The organism is Streptomyces sp. NPDC037410, from assembly GCF_055602235.1.
In genome coordinates this window covers 157943-174926 of record NZ_JBVJWR010000010.1, presented here as the reverse complement: position 1 = coordinate 174926, position 16984 = coordinate 157943, and the positions used below count along the sequence as shown (strand labels likewise).

The following is a 16984-nucleotide window of genomic DNA, read 5'->3' as shown; positions in this document are numbered from 1 at the left end:
AAGCAACAGGGCTGCACGGTTGCGGCCATCGCCCCCCCCCTCCCCCAGCGGCCAGTTCCCGGGGGGGAGCGCAAAAGCCAGAAAAAACCCGCCCCTCCCCCCCCTCCTCCCCCCCCCCCCCCCCCCCCCCCCCCCCCCCCCCCCCCCCCGCTGCGTTGTCAGTGCCTGCCGATAGCCTGCACAAACAGACTTGCGATCAGGGAGGCGGCGGTGCGCGTACTCGGGGTGGACCCCGGACTGACCCGGTGCGGCGTCGGTGTGGTCGAGGGCGTCGCCGGACGGCCCCTGACCATGCTCGGGGTCGGCGTCGTGCGCACGGCGGCGGACGCCGACATCGGCGTCCGCCTGGTCGGCATCGAGCGCGGCATAGAGGAGTGGCTCGACCGCTTCTCGCCCGAACTCGTCGCCGTGGAGCGGGTGTTCAGCCAGCACAACGTGCGTACGGTGATGGGCACGGCCCAGGCCAGCGCCGTCGCGATGCTCTGCGCGTCCCGGCGCGGCATCCCCGTCGCCCTGCACACCCCCAGCGAGGTCAAGGCCGCCGTCACCGGCAGCGGCCGCGCCGACAAGGCGCAGGTCGGGGCCATGGTGACCCGACTCCTTCGGCTCTCCGCCCCGCCCAAGCCGGCCGACGCCGCCGACGCCCTCGCCCTCGCCATCTGCCACATCTGGCGGGCCCCCGCGCAGAACCGTCTGCAGCAGGCCGTCGCCGCTCAGAACCGTCTCCAGCAGGCCGTCGCCCTGCACGCCACGAAAGGCCGCACGTCATGATCGCCTTCGTCAGCGGCCCCGTCGCCGCCCTCGCCCCCACGACCGCCGTCGTCGAGGTCGGGGGAGTGGGCATGGCCGTCCACTGCACCCCGAACACCATCGCCGGCCTGCGCGTCGGCGAGCACGCCCGGCTCGCCACCTCCCTCGTCGTCCGTGAGGACTCCCTCACCCTGTACGGCTTCGCCGACGACGACGAGCGGCAGGTCTTCGAGCTCCTGCAGACCGCCAGCGGCGTCGGCCCCCGCCTCGCCCAGGCCATGCTCGGGGTGCACAGCCCCGACGCGCTGCGCCTCGCCGTCTCCACCGGAGACGAGAAGGCCCTCACGGCCGTCCCCGGCATCGGCAAGAAGGGCGCCCAGAAGCTCCTCCTCGAACTGAAGGACAAGCTCGGCGCCCCACTGGGCAGCAGCGGCCTGGTCGGCGCCCAGCGTGCCGCCGCCTCAGGCCCCGCGCCGTGGACCGAGCAGCTGTCCGCCGCCCTGATCGGCCTCGGCTACGCGAGCCGCGAGGCCGAGGAGGCCGTCAGCGCCGTCACCCCGCAGGCCGAGGCCGCGATCGCCGCCGGCGGCTCGGCCCCGGTCCCGCAGCTGCTGCGGGCGGCACTGCAGACCCTGAACCGCGCACGCTGACGGCGAACCGCCGCGCCCCGCACCCCACACCACCACCGAGAAGGCAGACCACGTGAACTGGGACGACGAGACGGACACCGCCGCGGAGCGCATCGTCGGCGCCTCCGCCGAGGGTGACGACCAGGCCGTCGAGGCGGCCCTGCGCCCCAAGGACCTCAGCGAGTTCGTCGGCCAGGAGAAGGTCCGCCAGCAGCTCGACCTGGTCCTCAAGGCCGCCCGCCAGCGCGGAGCCACCGCCGACCACGTGCTGCTCTCCGGTGCCCCCGGCCTCGGCAAGACCACCCTCTCGATGATCATCGCCGCCGAGATGAACGCGCCGATCCGCATCACCTCGGGCCCCGCCATCCAGCACGCCGGAGACCTCGCCGCGATCCTCTCCTCCCTCCAGGAGGGCGAGATCCTCTTCCTCGACGAGATCCACCGCATGTCCCGGCCCGCCGAGGAGATGCTGTACATGGCGATGGAGGACTTCCGCGTCGACGTCATCGTCGGCAAGGGCCCCGGCGCCACCGCCATCCCGCTCGAACTCCCGCCCTTCACCCTGGTCGGCGCCACCACCCGGGCCGGCCTCCTGCCGCCCCCGCTGCGCGACCGCTTCGGCTTCACCGCCCACATGGAGTTCTACGACCCGGCCGAGCTCCAGCGCGTCATCCACCGCTCCGCCGGACTCCTCGACGTCGAGATCGACCCCGACGGCGCCGCCGAGATCGCCGGCCGCTCCCGCGGCACGCCCCGCATCGCCAACCGCCTGCTGCGCCGGGTCCGCGACTACGCCCAGGTCAAGGCCGACGGAGTGATCACCCGGGAGGTCTCCGAGGCGGCCCTCAGCGTGTACGAGGTGGACAGCCGCGGCCTCGACCGGCTCGACCGCGCGGTCCTGGAGGCCCTGCTCAAACTCTTCGGCGGCGGACCCGTCGGCCTCTCGACCCTCGCGGTCGCCGTCGGGGAGGAGCGCGAGACCGTCGAGGAGGTCGCCGAGCCCTTCCTCGTACGCGAAGGACTGCTGGCCCGTACGCCCCGTGGCAGGGTCGCCACTCCGGCGGCGTGGACGCACCTCGGACTCGTTCCGCCGCAGGCAGCGGGCCCGGGCGCCGCAGGGTACGGCACGGGAACGGGACAACAGGGGCTCTTCGGGGCGTGACGGTGTCGACACTCGCCCGGACCGGAACCAGGGTGCGATGCTGGACGTTGTTCCATTGATGCGGACTCGCCTAGACTCCGCCGTTGCCGCCCTTTCTGGTCGGCGCGCCCACCCCCGAAGATCAGGCCGCGGGTTCTCCGCGACCGTGCGAAGGAAACCCGTCCCGTGAGCATCGTGACCCTCCTCCCCTTCATCGTCCTCATCGGGGCCATGTTCCTGATGACCCGCTCTGCCAAGAAGAAGCAGCAGGCGGCGGCGCAGATGCGCAACGAGATGCAGCCCGGCACCGGCGTACGGACGATCGGGGGGATGTACGCCACCGTCAAGGAGATCGGCGACGAGACCGTTCTCCTCGAAATCGCGCCGGGCGTGCACGCGGTCTTCGCGAAGAACGCGATCGGCGCCGTCCTCGAGGACTCCGAGTACAACCGGATCGTCCACGGCGACGACGAGTCGGACACCGACACCGTCGTCCCGGACGACGCCTCCTCGCTGACCGAGGCCGCCGAGGCCGAGGTCAAGGACGCGGAGACCGTCGAGGACGCGCCGAAGGCCGACCTGACGAAGAAGTCGGACGCGGCCGAGGCCGCCGCCGAGGGGCAGCAGGACGGCAAGGCCGACGGCGAGACCGACGCGAAGTAGTCGCGGCCGGGGACCGCGCGCACGCCCACCGGCGAGCGCGGTCCCCGTCACGGTTCCACGTCTGCGGGGGCAGGTCCCCACACACACTTCGTGGCCGTCTCACGCATACCCGGCGTGAGGCGGTTGGACAGGGAGATACGACAGGTGGCAGCACCGAAGAAGGGCCGAAGGCCGGCGGGGGGACAGAGCCGTCCGGGCCGCGCCCTGGCACTCATCCTGATCGCCATGGTCGCGCTCACCGGCGGGATGTTCTGGTCGGGGCACACCACCCCGCGCCTCGGCATCGACCTCGCCGGCGGTACGTCGATCACGCTCAAGGCGAAGGCCGACCCCGGCCAGGAGTCGGCGGTCAACGAGACCAACATGAACACGGCGGTCGGCATCATCGAGCGCCGTGTCAACGGTCTGGGTGTCTCCGAGGCCGAGGTTCAGACGCAGGGCGCCGAGAACATCATCGTCAACATCCCTCGCGGGACGAACGAGAAGCAGGCCCGCGAGCAGGTCGGCACCACCGCCCAGCTCTACTTCCGGCCCGTTCTCGCCGTCGCGGCCGCCGCGCCGCAGACGGCACCGAGCGCCACGCCTTCGGGCAAGCCCTCGGGCTCGCCGAAGCCCTCCGCCTCCTCCGGCGCGACGGTGGGTGAGAAGTCGCCCACCCCGAAGGCCACCGCCTCCACCCAGGGCCGGGCGCTCACCGAGGCCCTCAAGGCCCCGAGCCCGACGCCCACCGCGAGCTCCTCCGCGAAGCCGAAGGCGACCGGGACCCCGCAGGCGACCCCGAAGCCCGACCCCGCCACCGCGGCGCTCCAGCAGAAGTTCGCCACCCTGAACTGCCTCGACCCCAAGGCGCGCACCGCCGCCGGTCAGGGCGTCAAGCCGACCGACCCCACCGTGGCCTGCGGCAAGAACGCGATCGGCCAGTGGGAGAAGTACCTCCTCGGCCCGGCCGAGGTCGACGGCAAGGACGTCGACAACGCCAGGGCCGGCCTGGACCAGCGCACCGGCCAGTGGATCGTGGACATGGAGTTCACGGACGCCGGTTCGAAGAAGTTCCAGTCGATCACCAGCAAGCTGTCGCAGCAGACCGAGCCGCAGAACCAGTTCGCGATCGTCCTGGACGGCGAGGTCGTCTCGGCGCCCCGCGTCCAGACCACGCTGAGCGCCAGCGCGCAGATCTCCGGCAGCTTCAACCAGCAGTCGGCCCAGGACCTCGGCAACATCCTGTCCTACGGTGCCCTGCCGCTGTCCTTCCAGACCCAGAGCGTCGACACCGTCACCGCCGCGCTCGGCGGCGACCAGCTGCAGGCCGGCATCATCGCCGGCGCCATCGGTCTCGGCCTGGTCATCATCTACCTGGTGGCCTACTACCGCGGCCTGTCGCTGATCGCCATCATGAGCCTCGCCGTCTCGGCCCTGCTCACCTATGTGCTCATGGCCCTGCTCGGCCCGGCCATCGGCTTCGCGCTGAACCTGCCGGCCGTCTGTGGCGCCATCGTCGCCATCGGCATCACCGCGGACTCGTTCATCGTCTACTTCGAGCGCATCCGCGACGAGCTCCGCGAGGGCCGCACGCTCCGCCCGGCCGTCGAGCGCGCCTGGCCGCGCGCCCGCCGCACGATCCTGGTCTCCGACTTCGTGTCGTTCCTGGCCGCGGCCGTGCTGTTCATCGTCACCGTCGGCAAGGTCAAGGGCTTCGCGTTCACGCTCGGCCTGACCACCCTGCTCGACATCGTCGTGGTGTTCCTCTTCACCAAGCCGGTCATGACGCTGCTCGCCCGGACCAAGTTCTTCGGCAACGGCCACAAGTGGTCCGGCCTGGACCCGAAGCGTCTCGGCGCCAAGCCGCCGCTGCGCCGCACCCGCCGTCCCCACGCCCCCGTCGACACGAAGGAGGCGTGAGATGTCGAAGCTCGGCGATCTCGGCGCCCGGCTGCACCGCGGTGAGGTCGGTTACGACTTCATCGGCAACCGCAAGATCTGGTACGGCCTGTCCATCCTGATCACCATCACCGCCATCGTCGCCCTGGCCGTCCGCGGCCTCAACATGGGCATCGAGTTCCAGGGCGGTGCCGTCTTCACCACCCCGAAGACGGACGTCTCCGTCAGCCAGGCCCAGACGTACGCGGAAGAGGCCTCCGGCCACGACGCGATCGTCCAGAAGCTCGGCAACGGCTCCCTCCGCATCCAGGTCGGCGGCCTCGACACCGCGAAGTCCGACAAGGTCCGCGCGGAGCTCGCCAAGGACCTGAACGCCCCTGAGGACAAGATCGCGGCCGAGATCGTCGGCCCCAGCTGGGGTGAGCAGATCGCCACCAAGGCCTGGACCGGCCTCGGCGTCTTCATGATCCTCGTGGTGATCTACCTGGCCATCGCCTTCGAGTGGAGAATGGCGGTCGCGGCACTCGTCGCCCTCATCCACGACCTCACGATCACGGTGGGCATCTACTCCCTGGTCGGCTTCGAGGTCACCGTCGGTACGGTCATCGGTCTGCTGACGATCCTCGGCTACTCGCTGTACGACACGGTCGTCGTCTTCGACTCCCTCAAGGAGCAGACGAAGGACATCACCAAGCAGACCCGCTACACCTACAGCGAGCTGGCCAACCGCTCGATCAACGGCACCCTGGTCCGTTCGATCAACACCACCGTCGTCGCGCTGCTGCCGGTCGCCGGCCTGCTCTTCATCGGCGGCGGCGTCCTCGGCGCCGGCATGCTCAACGACATCTCGCTGTCGCTGTTCGTCGGTCTCGCCGCCGGCGCGTACTCCTCGATCTTCATCGCCACCCCGCTCGTGGCGGACCTCAAGGAGCGCGAGCCGTCGATCAAGGCGCTCAGGAAGCGCATCCTGGCCAAGCGCGCCAGCGCCGCCGCCAAGGGCGAGCCGCTGGACGCGGCGGACGACCTGTCCGCCGAGGCCGCCGTCGTCGGCCCCCGGGCGGGCCGTCGCGGCTCCCAGGAGCGCCGAGGATGACCGCCGAGGCCCAGGACGTCACCGCACTCCTGCTCAGCCGCATCCGTGACGTCCCCGACTACCCGAAGCCGGGCGTGCTGTTCAAGGACATCACGCCGCTGCTCGCGGACCCGGACGCCTTCACGGCGCTGACCGACTCCCTCGCCGCCCTGTGCACCGCGCACGGCGCGACGAAGATCGTCGGCCTTGAGGCCCGCGGCTTCATCCTGGCCGCCCCGGTGGCCGTCCGCGCGGGCCTGGGCTTCATCCCGGTCCGCAAGGCCGGCAAGCTCCCCGGCGCCACGCTCCGCCAGGCGTACGAGCTGGAGTACGGCACCGCCGAGATCGAGGTGCACGCCGAGGACCTGGCCGCGGGCGACCGCGTCATGGTCATCGACGACGTCCTCGCCACCGGCGGCACGGCCGAGGCCTCCATCGAGCTGATCCGCCGCGCGGGCGCCGAGGTCGCGGGCGTCGCCGTCCTCATGGAGCTCGGCTTCCTCCCGGGCCGCGCCCGGCTGGAGCCGGCCCTGGGCGGAGCTCCGCTCACGGCGCTGATCACGGTCTGACATCGGGGTTCACCCCGATCGGGGCGCTCCGGGGAATCCCCGGGGCGCCCCTCCGCGTTCTCCCTACGTCCCCGGAGCCCGGGGCGCTGCCCCTCCGGGAGCCGTCCGAAACGCGGGCGCGTGAGCACAGCCACTCCTGGCTCGATACGATGGCCTTTCCGGGCCTGACCGGGGGACCCGGAACCTCCCCCAGACTCCGTCCGGGGGGACCCCAGAGGAGCGCTTCTTGCCAGACGAGGCCCAGTCACTCTCCGCCGCGCAGCCCGACCCGAAGGCCGAGAAGGCCGCGCCGGGGACCGGCACGCCCCAGAACGAGCCGGCGGAGACCAGGCCCGCGCCTGCTGCGCCCGCCCCCGCGCCCGCCACCCCCGAGCGGCCCGCGCCCGCCCGCTCCGGCGGCTCGTCCAACCGCGTCCGCGCCCGCCTCGCCCGCCTCGGCGTCCAGCGCTCCTCCCCGTACAACCCGGTCCTCGAACCGCTGCTGCGGATCGTCCGCTCCAACGACCCCAAGATCGAGACGGCGACGCTCCGCCAGGTCGAGCGGGCCTACCAGGTCGCCGAGCGCTGGCACCGCGGCCAGAAGCGCAAGAGCGGCGACCCGTACATCACGCACCCGCTCGCCGTCACCACCATCCTCGCCGAGCTCGGCATGGACCCGGCGACCCTCATGGCCGGGCTGCTCCACGACACCGTCGAGGACACCGAATACGGCCTGGAGGACCTGCGCCGCGACTTCGGAGACCAGGTCACGCTCCTCGTCGACGGCGTCACCAAGCTCGACAAGGTCAGGTTCGGCGAGGCCGCGCAGGCCGAGACCGTCCGCAAGATGGTCGTCGCCATGGCCAAGGACCCGCGCGTCCTGGTCATCAAGCTCGCCGACCGCCTGCACAACATGCGCACCATGCGCTACCTCAAGCGGGAGAAGCAGGAGAAGAAGGCCCGCGAGACCCTCGAGATCTACGCGCCCCTGGCCCACCGCCTGGGCATGAACACCATCAAGTGGGAGCTGGAGGACCTCGCCTTCGCGATCCTCTACCCCAAGATGTACGACGAGATCGTCCGGCTCGTCGCCGAGCGCGCCCCCAAGCGGGACGAGTACCTCGCCATAGTGACCGACGAGGTCCAGACCGACCTGCGGGCCGCCCGGATCAAGGCCACCGTCACCGGCCGCCCCAAGCACTACTACAGCGTCTACCAGAAGATGATCGTCCGCGGCCGTGACTTCGCGGAGATCTACGACCTGGTCGGCATCCGCGTCCTCGTGGACACCGTCCGCGACTGCTACGCGGCCCTCGGCACCGTCCACGCGCGATGGAACCCGGTCCCCGGCCGGTTCAAGGACTACATCGCGATGCCGAAGTTCAACATGTACCAGTCGCTGCACACGACGGTCATCGGACCCAACGGCAAGCCCGTCGAGCTCCAGATCCGCACCTTCGACATGCACCGGCGCGCCGAGTACGGCATCGCCGCGCACTGGAAGTACAAGCAGGAGGCCGTCGCCGGCGCCTCCAAGGTCCGCGCCGACGTGCCGAAGAAGGCCGGCAAGGACGACCACCTCAACGACATGGCGTGGCTGCGCCAGCTCCTCGACTGGCAGAAGGAGACCGAGGACCCCAGCGAGTTCCTGGAGTCCCTGCGCTTCGACCTCTCCCGCAACGAGGTCTTCGTCTTCACGCCGAAGGGCGACGTCATCGCGCTGCCCGCCGGCGCCACCCCCGTCGACTTCTCGTACGCCGTCCACACCGAGGTCGGCCACCGCACGATAGGGGCGCGGGTCAACGGGCGGCTCGTCCCGCTCGAATCGACCCTCGACAACGGCGACCTGGTCGAGGTCTTCACCTCCAAGGCCGCCGGCGCCGGGCCCTCCCGCGACTGGCTGGGCTTCGTCAAGTCCCCGCGCGCCCGGAACAAGATCCGCGCCTGGTTCTCCAAGGAGCGCCGCGACGAGGCCATCGAGCAGGGCAAGGACGCCATCGCGCGGGCCATGCGCAAGCAGAACCTGCCGATCCAGCGGATCCTGACCGGCGACTCCCTCGTCACCCTCGCCCACGAGATGCGCTACACCGACATCTCCTCGCTGTACGCGGCGATCGGCGAGGGCCACGTCACGGCCCAGTCCATCGTGCAGAAGCTGGTCCAGGCCCTCGGCGGCGAGGAGGCCGCCGTCGCCGACATCGAGGAGGCCGCCCCGCCGACCCGAGGCCGCTCCAAGCGCCGCTCCAGCGCCGACCCCGGCGTCATCGTCAAGGGCGTCGAGGACGTCTGGGTGAAGCTGGCCCGCTGCTGCACGCCCGTGCCCGGCGACCCGATCATCGGGTTCGTCACCCGCGGCAGCGGCGTATCGGTCCACCGCAGCGACTGCGTCAACGTGGAGTCGCTCTCCCGGGAGCCGGAGCGGATCCTGGAGGTCGAGTGGGCCCCGACCCAGTCCTCGGTCTTCCTCGTCGCCATCCAGGTCGAGGCCCTGGACCGCTCCCGGCTCCTCTCCGACGTCACCCGGGTCCTCTCGGACCAGCACGTCAACATCCTCTCGGCGGCCGTCCAGACCTCCCGCGACCGGGTGGCCACCTCCCGCTTCACCTTCGAGATGGGCGACCCGAAGCACCTGGGCCACGTCCTCAAGGCCGTACGGGGCGTGGAGGGCGTCTACGACGTGTACCGCGTGACCAGCGCCCGGCGTCCGTAGCCGTATGTACGAGGAAGGCCCCCGGCACGGAGCCGGGGGCCTTCCTCGTACAACCGGGTTCAGGCCATCAGCCGCCGAACTCCTCCAGGCCCTTCATCGCCTGGTCGAGCAGGGCCTGACGGCCCTCCAGCTCACGCGCCAGCTTGTCGGCCTTGGCGTCGTTGCCGGCGGCACGGGCCGCGTCGATCTGCTTGCGCAGCTTCTCCACGGCGTCCTGGAGCTGACCGGTCAGACCCGCGGCACGCGCGCGTGCCTCCGGGTTCGTCCGGCGCCACTCGGCCTCCTCGGACTCCTGGATCGCCCGCTCCACCGTGTGCATCCGGCCCTCGACCTTGGGACGGGCGTCACGCGGGACGTGGCCGATGGCCTCCCAGCGCTCGTTGAGGGAACGGAAGGCCGCACGCGCCGCCTTCAGGTCCGTCACCGGCACCAGCTTCTCGGCCTCGGTCGCGAGCTCCTCCTTCAGCTTGAGGTTCTCGGTCTGCTCCGCGTCCCGCTCGGCGAACACCTCGCCGCGCGCCGCGAAGAAGACGTCCTGGGCGCCGCGGAAGCGGTTCCACAGGTCGTCCTCGTGCTCGCGCTGGGCACGGCCGGCCGCCTTCCACTCCGCCATCAGCTCGCGGTAGCGGGCCGCCGTGTTGCCCCAGTCGGTGGAGTTCGACAGCGACTCCGCCTCGGCGACCAGACGCTCCTTCGCCTTGCGGGCGTCCTCGCGCTGGGCGTCGAGCGACGCGAAGTGGGCCTTGCGGCGCTTCGAGAACGCCGAGCGGGCGTGCGAGAAGCGGTGCCACAGCTCGTCGTCGGACTTGCGGTCGAGCCGGGGGAGGCCCTTCCAGGTGTCCACGAGAGCCCGCAGCCGCTCGCCCGCGGAGCGCCACTGCTCGCTCTGGGCCAGCTCCTCGGCCTCGGTGACGAGCTTCTCCTTGGCGGTGCGCGCCTCGTCGGTCTGCTTGGCCTTCTGGACCTTGCGCTCCTCACGGCGCGAGTCCACCGTCTCGACGAGCTTGTCCAGACGGGTCGCGAGCGCGGCCAGGTCGCCGACGGCGTGGTGCTCGTCGACCTGCTGGCGGATGTGCTCGATCGCCACGGTGGCGTCCTTCGCCGAGAGGTCGGTGGTCCTCACCCGCTTCTCGAGGAGGCCGATCTCGACAACCAAGCCCTCGTACTTGCGCTCGAAGTAGGCCAGGGCCTCCTCAGGGGTGCCGGCCTGCCACGATCCGACGACCTGCTCACCCTCGGCCGTCCGCACGTACACGGTGCCCGTCTCGTCGACACGGCCCCACGGGTCGCTGCTCACAGCGCCTCCTCACCATGATGCCGTCGCGGGGTCGTACCCCCCGGGCATCGTCCACAGTTTCCCGGCGGGCCTCGCCCGCCTTCCGCAACGCGGCCGACGGCCCACGCTGCACAACGCCAATCTAGGCGAACGGCGGCCCGGCTGTCCGCACTCAGCGCGACCGAGATTCGGCGGTCACGCGCGCGTGCGGAAGGAAAGGTCACGCGCGCGTGCCGACGAGCGGGCTCACTTCTTCGTGACGGTCGCCTTCTCGATGGTGACGGGCTTCTTCGGGGCGCCGTCGCCGGCGCCGCCCTCGACGCCCGCCTTCGCCACGTCCTGGACCGCCTTGAGGCCGGCCGCGTCGATCTTCCCGAAGGGGGTGTAGGTCGGCGGCAGCTTGGTGTCCTTGTAGACGAGGAAGAACTGCGAGCCGCCCGAGCCCGGCTGCCCGGTGTTGGCCATGGCGACGGTGCCGGCCGGGAAGGTCACCGTGCCGTCCGCGCCCGCCTTGCCGAGGGCGCCCAGGTTCTCGTCGGGGATCGTGTAGCCCGGGCCGCCGGTGCCGTCGCCCTTGGGGTCGCCGCACTGGAGCACGTAGATGCCCTGGGTCGTGAGGCGGTGGCACTTGGTCCCGTCGAAGTACTTCTTGTCGGCGAGGTGCTGGAAGGAGTTCACCGTGTGCGGGGTCTTCGCCGCGTCCATGGTGATCGTGATCGCGCCCTCGTTCGTCTGCAGAGCCATCGCGTACGTGGCCGTCTTGTCGACGGTCAGCTTCGGCTCGGGGCTCTTCGACTCGGTCTCCGTGGGCGTCGGGGTGCCGGTCGGGTTCTCGCCCGCCGCGCTGTCCGAGCCCTTCGAGGAGTCGTCCGTCAGCGCCACGGAGGCGTAGACGGCACCGCCCGCGGCCAGCACCACCGCGAGGGCGGCCGCGATGACGGTGTTGCGGCGCTTCGCCTTGCGCCGGTTCTCCTCCCGCCGCTGCTGCTGCCGTGCGTACTTCTCCCTGGCAAGCTGCCGCCGCCGCTGATCGCTGGTGACCACCGGGTCCGCTCCTGTCGCTCGTCTGTTCCTGTCCTGGCCGGATGTGCCCGTACCGTATACGGGTTGGCTGTGGAACCGGCACCGCCGGTAGGCTCTGATCTGCCGCATTCCGTGATTTCCGCGCCTCCGAGCCGGACGACCCTAAGGACGAACGTGCTGATTGCCGGGTTCCCCGCCGGGGCCTGGGGGACCAACTGCTACCTGGTCGCCCCCGCCGCAGGCGAGGAGTGCGTCATCATCGACCCGGGCCACCAGGCCACCCAGGGTGTCGAGGAGACGCTGAAGAAGCATCGGCTCAAGCCCGTCGCCGTCGTCCTCACCCATGGACACATCGACCACGTCGCCTCCGTCGTTCCGGTGTGCGGCGCCCATGACGTCCCCGCGTGGATCCACCCGTCCGACCGCTACATGATGAGCGACCCGGAGAAGGCCCTCGGCCGCTCCATCGGGATGCCCCTCATGGGCGAGCTGACCGTGGGAGAGCCCGACGACGTGCGCGAGCTCACCGACGGCGCCCGGCTGAAGCTCGCCGGTCTCGACTTCTCCGTCGCCCACGCGCCCGGTCATACCAAGGGGTCGGTGACCTTCCGGATGCCCGAGACCACGGAGATCCCCTCCGTGTTCTTCTCCGGGGATCTGCTGTTCGCCGGCTCCATCGGACGCACCGACCTTCCCGGCGGTGACATGGACGAGATGCTCGCGTCGCTGGCCCGCGTGTGCCTGCCGCTCGACAACTCGACCGTGGTCCTGTCGGGACACGGTCCCCAGACGACCATCGGCCAGGAGCGCGCCACGAACCCCTACCTGAGGGACGTGGCCGTCGGCCTCGGGAGCACGGACGCTCCCCGACGAGGAATGTGACGAGACTTTCGTGAGCACCTTCAAGGCCCCCAAGGGCACGTACGACCTGATCCCGCCCTTCTCCGCCACGTACCTGGCGGTCCGCGAGGCGATCTCCGCGCCGCTGCGGAAGTCCGGCTACGGCTACGTCGAGACCCCCGGCTTCGAGGACGTGAACCTCTTCGCCCGCGGCGTCGGCGAGTCCACCGACATCGTCAGCAAGGAGATGTACGCCTTCGAGACCAAGGGCGGCGACAAGCTCGCCCTGCGTCCCGAGGGCACCGCCTCCGTGCTCCGCGCCGCCCTGGAGGCCAGCCTCCACAAGCAGGGCAACCTGCCGGTCAAGCTCTGGTACTCCGGCTCGTACTACCGCTACGAGCGCCCCCAGAAGGGCCGCTACAGGCACTTCTCCCAGGTCGGCGCCGAGGCGATCGGCGCCGAGGACCCGGCGCTCGACGCCGAGCTGATCATCCTGGCCGACGAGGCGTACCGCTCGCTGGGCCTGCGGAACTTCCGCATCCTGCTGAACTCGCTCGGCGACAAGGAGTGCCGCCCCGTCTACCGCGAGGCCCTGCAGACCTTCCTGCGCGGTCTCGACCTCGACGAGGAGACCCTGCGCCGCGCCGAGATCAACCCGCTGCGCGTCCTCGACGACAAGCGGGCCGACGTTCAGAAGCAGCTGGCCGACGCGCCGCTCCTGCGCGACTACCTGTGCGACGGGTGCAAGGCGTACCACGAGGAGGTGCGCGCCCTGATCACCGCGGCGGGCGTCGTCTTCGAGGACGACCCGAAGCTGGTCCGCGGCCTGGACTACTACACGCGGACCACGTTCGAGTTCGTCCACGACGGTCTCGGCTCGCAGTCCGCGGTCGGCGGCGGCGGCCGCTACGACGGCCTCTCCGAGATGATCGGCGGCCCCGCGCTGCCGTCGGTGGGCTGGGCGCTCGGCGTGGACCGCACGGTCCTCGCCCTGGAGGCGGAGGGCGTCGAGCTCGACATCCCGGCCACCACCAGCGTCTTCGCCGTCGCCATCGGCGAGGAGGCCCGCCGCCTCCTCTTCGGCAAGGTCACCGAGCTCCGCAGGGCTGGCGTCGCCGCCGACTTCTCCTTCGGCGGCAAGGGCCTCAAGGGCGCCATGAAGGACGCCAACCGCTCGGGCGCCCGCCTCGCCGTCGTCGCCGGTGAGCGCGACCTCGCCGAGGGCGTCGTCCAGCTCAAGGACATGGAGTCCGGCGAGCAGCAGGCCGTCTCCCTGGACGAGCTCGTGGACGCGGTCCGGGCCAAGCTGGCCTGATCCGACGTACGGAAGGGCCCGGACCACGCTCTGGTCCGGGCCCTTCCTTATCTCCGGCGAACGGCCGGACCACAGGTCGGTGTTGCAGAATGACCCTGCCCACAAGGCCGGTCGAGCGAGGGAACAGGTGACATGGCGAAGGCAGCGGTGGACGAGATCGGGTCCGGCCGGGACGGCGGCGGCACGGTCGGGGCGAGCCGGGCCTTCTCCTGGCTCCTCGTGATCACCGGAGCGGCCGGACTGCTCGCCGCCTGGGTCATCACCATCGACAAGTTCAAGCTGCTCGAGGACCCGAACTTCACCCCGGGGTGCAGCCTCAACCCGATCGTCTCCTGCGGGAACATCATGAAGAGCGAGCAGGCCTCGGTCTTCGGCTTCCCGAACCCGATGCTCGGCCTCGTCACGTACGCCATGGTGATCGCGATCGGCGTGGGCCTGCTCGCCGGGGCCCGCTACCGCCGCTGGTACTGGCTCGGCCTCAACGCCGGAACGCTCTTCGGCGTCGGCTTCTGCACCTGGCTGATGTACCAGTCGCTGTACGAGATCAACTCGCTCTGCCTGTGGTGCTGCCTCGCCTGGGTCGCCACCATCGTCATGTTCTGGTACGTGACCTCGCACAACGTGCGCCTCGGCGTGATCCCCGCCCCCGGCGGCCTCAAGACCTTCTTCGACGAGTTCACCTGGATCCTGCCCGTCCTGCACATCGGGATCATCGGCATGCTGATCCTGACCCGCTGGTGGGACTTCTGGACCAGCTGAGCCGGGGCCGCTCTGTCAGTGCGCTGACTTAGGCTTCATCACTGTGGAGCCCGATCTCTTTACCGCAGCAGCCGAAGACCGCCAGGAGAAGGACCCGGCCAGCAGCCCGCTGGCCGTCCGGATGCGCCCCCGCACCCTCGACGAGGTGGTGGGCCAGCAGCACCTGCTCAAGCCCGGATCGCCGCTGCGCCGGCTCGTCGGCGACGGCGACGGCGGCCCCGCCGGTGCCTCCTCGGTGATCCTCTGGGGCCCGCCCGGGATCGGGAAGACCACGCTGGCGTACGTCGTCTCGAAGGCCACGAACAAGCGCTTCGTCGAGCTCTCCGCGATCACCGCGGGCGTCAAGGAGGTCCGGGCCGTCATCGACGGCGCCCGGCGCGCGGTCGGCGGGTACGGCAAGGAGACCGTCCTCTTCCTCGACGAGATCCACCGCTTCTCCAAGGCCCAGCAGGACTCGCTCCTGCCCGCCGTCGAGAACCGCTGGGTGACGCTGATCGCCGCCACCACCGAGAACCCCTACTTCTCCGTGATCTCCCCGCTCCTCTCCCGCTCCCTGCTCCTCACCCTGGAGCCGCTGACCGACGAGGACCTCAAGGGCCTGATGGCCCGGGCGCTCACCGGCGAGCGGGGACTGGGCGGGGCCGTGACCCTGCCGGAGGACGCCGAGGCGCACCTGCTGCGCGTCGCCGGCGGCGACGCCCGCCGGGCCCTGACCGCCCTGGAGGCGGCGGCCGGTGCGGCGATCGCCAAGGGCGAGGCGGAGATCACCCTCCAGACCGTCGAGGAGACCGTCGACCGTGCGGCCGTGAAGTACGACCGGGACGGCGACCAGCACTACGACGTGGCGAGCGCGCTCATCAAGTCGATCCGCGGCTCGGACGTGGACGCCGCCCTGCACTACCTGGCGCGGATGATCGAGGCGGGGGAGGACCCTCGCTTCATCGCCCGGCGGCTGATGATCTCCGCGAGCGAGGACATCGGCCTCGCCGACCCGAACGCCCTGCCGATCGCCGTCGCCGCCGCCCAGGCCGTCGCCATGATCGGCTTCCCCGAGGCGGCCCTCACCCTGAGCCACGCCACCATCGCCCTGGCACTGGCCCCGAAGTCGAACTCCGCGACGACCGCGATCGGCGCCGCCCTCGCCGACGTGCGGAACGGCCTGGCGGGTTCGGTCCCGCCGCATCTGCGCGACGGCCACTACAAGGGCGCGGCCAAGCTCGGCCACGCCCAGGGCTATGTGTACCCGCACGACGTGCCGGGCGGCATCGCGGCTCAGCAGTACGCCCCCGACACGATCCACGGCCGCCAGTACTACGAGCCCACCCGCTACGGCGCGGAGGCGAGATACGCGGACGTGGTGGAGCGGGTGCGCGAGCGGTTGAAGGGCGAGGGGGGCTGACCCCCGGGGTGGTGCGAGCGCGCTCCGCGGAGCCGGTACACTGGTCCGGATTGCTGCGTCCCGTGCCCGACTCCGGTCGGCACCACCAGAACGGGACAGTCAGCCGGAGACCCGGCCCTCGGGCGGGGTTTCCAGGAGCGTCGCGCACCTTCGAAGGTGTCGCGGGCCACCCATCACCACCCGGATTCCCGGGAGCGGCGGTGGGTCGTTCGCGTGCTGCACGTATGTGCCCAGACCTGGGAGCGGCTGCCCGCCACGTCCGTCCCGTACGGACCGGACGGGTTTCCCGGGCTGCGGATGCGACCTCCCCTAACCCTGGTGAAGCCGTATTCGTACAGATAGAGAGGTTGGTTCATGCCGAACCAGTCCCGTCCCAAGGTCAAGAAGTCGCGTGCCCTCGGCATCGCGCTGACCCCGAAGGCCGTCAAGTACTTCGAGGCCCGCCCCTACCCGCCGGGCGAGCACGGCCGTGGCCGCAAGCAGAACTCGGACTACAAGGTCCGTCTGCTCGAGAAGCAGCGTCTGCGCGCCCAGTACGACATCAGCGAGCGCCAGATGGCGCGCGCCTACGACCGCGCCAAGAAGGCCGAAGGCAAGACGGGCGAGGCGCTGGTCGTCGAGCTCGAGCGTCGCCTCGACGCCCTGGTCCTGCGTTCGGGCATCGCCCGCACCATCTACCAGGCCCGCCAGATGGTCGTGCACGGTCACATCCAGGTCAACGGTGGCAAGGTCGACAAGCCGTCGTTCCGTGTCCGTCCGGACGACGTCGTCATGGTCCGCGAGCGCAGCCGCACCAAGCCGCTGTTCGAGATGGCCCGTGAGGGTGGCTTCGCCGCCGACGGCGAGACCCCGCGCTACCTGCAGGTCAACCTGAAGGCCCTGGCCTTCCGCCTCGACCGCGACCCGAACCGCAAGGAAATCCCGGTCATCTGCGACGAGCAGCTGGTCGTCGAGTACTACGCCCGCTGATCTCAGCAACGG

General features: G+C 70.9%; 15 protein-coding genes. 13 read left to right on the top strand and 2 right to left on the bottom strand.

Going from position 1 to position 16984, the window contains the following annotated elements; all coding sequences use genetic code 11:
* Positions 1-210: 210 nt before the first annotated feature.
* The 8 genes from ruvC (at position 211) to ACZ7HT_RS18925 (ending at position 9391) form a co-directional block, all read left to right on the top strand.
* Positions 211-771 carry a crossover junction endodeoxyribonuclease RuvC gene (gene ruvC / locus ACZ7HT_RS18960; protein ID WP_471166866.1) on the top strand — a complete coding sequence of 187 codons (561 nt, stop codon included), beginning with the start codon at positions 211-213 and terminating at the stop codon, positions 769-771.
* On the top strand, positions 768-1400 hold the full coding sequence (gene ruvA, locus ACZ7HT_RS18955) for a Holliday junction branch migration protein RuvA (protein WP_471166862.1): 633 nt from the start codon (positions 768-770) through the stop codon (positions 1398-1400). The genes ruvC and ruvA overlap by 4 nt, the downstream gene beginning before the upstream one ends.
* Before the next feature lie 52 nt (positions 1401-1452).
* Positions 1453-2541 (top strand): Holliday junction branch migration DNA helicase RuvB, encoded by a 1089-nt coding sequence (gene ruvB / locus ACZ7HT_RS18950; protein ID WP_471166858.1) that lies wholly within the window; start codon positions 1453-1455, stop codon positions 2539-2541.
* A 165-nt stretch (positions 2542-2706) separates the two neighbouring features.
* Complete coding sequence (gene yajC / locus ACZ7HT_RS18945; RefSeq protein ID WP_471166855.1) at positions 2707-3183, top strand: preprotein translocase subunit YajC; 477 nt, start codon at positions 2707-2709, stop codon at positions 3181-3183.
* A gap of 144 nt (positions 3184-3327) precedes the next feature.
* Positions 3328-5082 (top strand): protein translocase subunit SecD, encoded by a 1755-nt coding sequence (gene secD / locus ACZ7HT_RS18940; RefSeq protein ID WP_471166852.1) that lies wholly within the window; start codon positions 3328-3330, stop codon positions 5080-5082.
* A gap of 1 nt (position 5083) precedes the next feature.
* Positions 5084-6154, top strand: a complete 1071-nt coding sequence (secF, locus tag ACZ7HT_RS18935; RefSeq protein WP_471166849.1) for a protein translocase subunit SecF — start codon at positions 5084-5086, stop codon at positions 6152-6154.
* Positions 6151-6702 carry an adenine phosphoribosyltransferase gene (locus tag ACZ7HT_RS18930; RefSeq protein WP_471166846.1) on the top strand — a complete coding sequence of 184 codons (552 nt, stop codon included), beginning with the start codon at positions 6151-6153 and terminating at the stop codon, positions 6700-6702. Before secF ends, ACZ7HT_RS18930 begins: the two co-directional genes overlap by 4 nt.
* A gap of 226 nt (positions 6703-6928) precedes the next feature.
* Positions 6929-9391: a RelA/SpoT family protein gene (locus ACZ7HT_RS18925; RefSeq protein WP_471166843.1), complete on the top strand. Its 2463-nt coding sequence runs from the start codon at positions 6929-6931 to the stop codon at positions 9389-9391.
* A 67-nt stretch (positions 9392-9458) separates the two neighbouring features.
* Here ACZ7HT_RS18925 and ACZ7HT_RS18920 read toward each other — a convergent pair whose 3' ends face one another.
* Positions 9459-10688: a DUF349 domain-containing protein gene (locus ACZ7HT_RS18920; protein ID WP_471166840.1), complete on the bottom strand. Its 1230-nt coding sequence runs from the start codon at positions 10686-10688 to the stop codon at positions 9459-9461.
* A 225-nt stretch (positions 10689-10913) separates the two neighbouring features.
* Positions 10914-11711: a peptidylprolyl isomerase gene (locus ACZ7HT_RS18915; protein WP_471166837.1), complete on the bottom strand. Its 798-nt coding sequence runs from the start codon at positions 11709-11711 to the stop codon at positions 10914-10916.
* A 153-nt stretch (positions 11712-11864) separates the two neighbouring features.
* Here ACZ7HT_RS18915 and ACZ7HT_RS18910 point away from each other — a divergent pair, with 153 nt between their 5' ends.
* From ACZ7HT_RS18910 to rpsD, 5 genes are all read left to right on the top strand, one after another.
* Positions 11865-12572: an MBL fold metallo-hydrolase gene (locus tag ACZ7HT_RS18910; RefSeq protein ID WP_471166834.1), complete on the top strand. Its 708-nt coding sequence runs from the start codon at positions 11865-11867 to the stop codon at positions 12570-12572.
* Positions 12573-12582: 10 nt separating this feature from the next.
* On the top strand, positions 12583-13845 hold the full coding sequence (gene hisS, locus ACZ7HT_RS18905; protein WP_471166831.1) for a histidine--tRNA ligase: 1263 nt from the start codon (positions 12583-12585) through the stop codon (positions 13843-13845).
* A gap of 132 nt (positions 13846-13977) precedes the next feature.
* A complete protein-coding gene (locus ACZ7HT_RS18900; RefSeq protein WP_471166828.1) occupies positions 13978-14604 on the top strand; it encodes a vitamin K epoxide reductase family protein in 627 nt (208 codons plus the stop codon).
* A 43-nt stretch (positions 14605-14647) separates the two neighbouring features.
* Positions 14648-16003, top strand: a complete 1356-nt coding sequence (locus ACZ7HT_RS18895) for a replication-associated recombination protein A (RefSeq protein ID WP_116162001.1) — start codon at positions 14648-14650, stop codon at positions 16001-16003.
* Between the two features lie 354 nt (positions 16004-16357).
* Positions 16358-16972, top strand: a complete 615-nt coding sequence (gene rpsD / locus ACZ7HT_RS18890) for a 30S ribosomal protein S4 (RefSeq protein WP_015032311.1) — start codon at positions 16358-16360, stop codon at positions 16970-16972.
* Positions 16973-16984 lie beyond the last annotated feature (12 nt).

What these genes read in the sequence shown, in the direction of transcription:
- ACZ7HT_RS18930 (WP_471166846.1), top strand. Translation starts at nt 6,151, where the DNA reads ATGACCGCCGAGGCCCAGGACGTCACCGCACTCCTGCTCAGCCGCATC.
- rpsD (WP_015032311.1), top strand. Translation starts at nt 16,358, where the DNA reads ATGCCGAACCAGTCCCGTCCCAAGGTCAAGAAGTCGCGTGCCCTCGGC.
- secF (WP_471166849.1), top strand. Translation starts at nt 5,084, where the DNA reads ATGTCGAAGCTCGGCGATCTCGGCGCCCGGCTGCACCGCGGTGAGGTC.
- ACZ7HT_RS18900 (WP_471166828.1), top strand. Translation starts at nt 13,978, where the DNA reads ATGGCGAAGGCAGCGGTGGACGAGATCGGGTCCGGCCGGGACGGCGGC.
- ruvA (WP_471166862.1), top strand. Translation starts at nt 768, where the DNA reads ATGATCGCCTTCGTCAGCGGCCCCGTCGCCGCCCTCGCCCCCACGACC.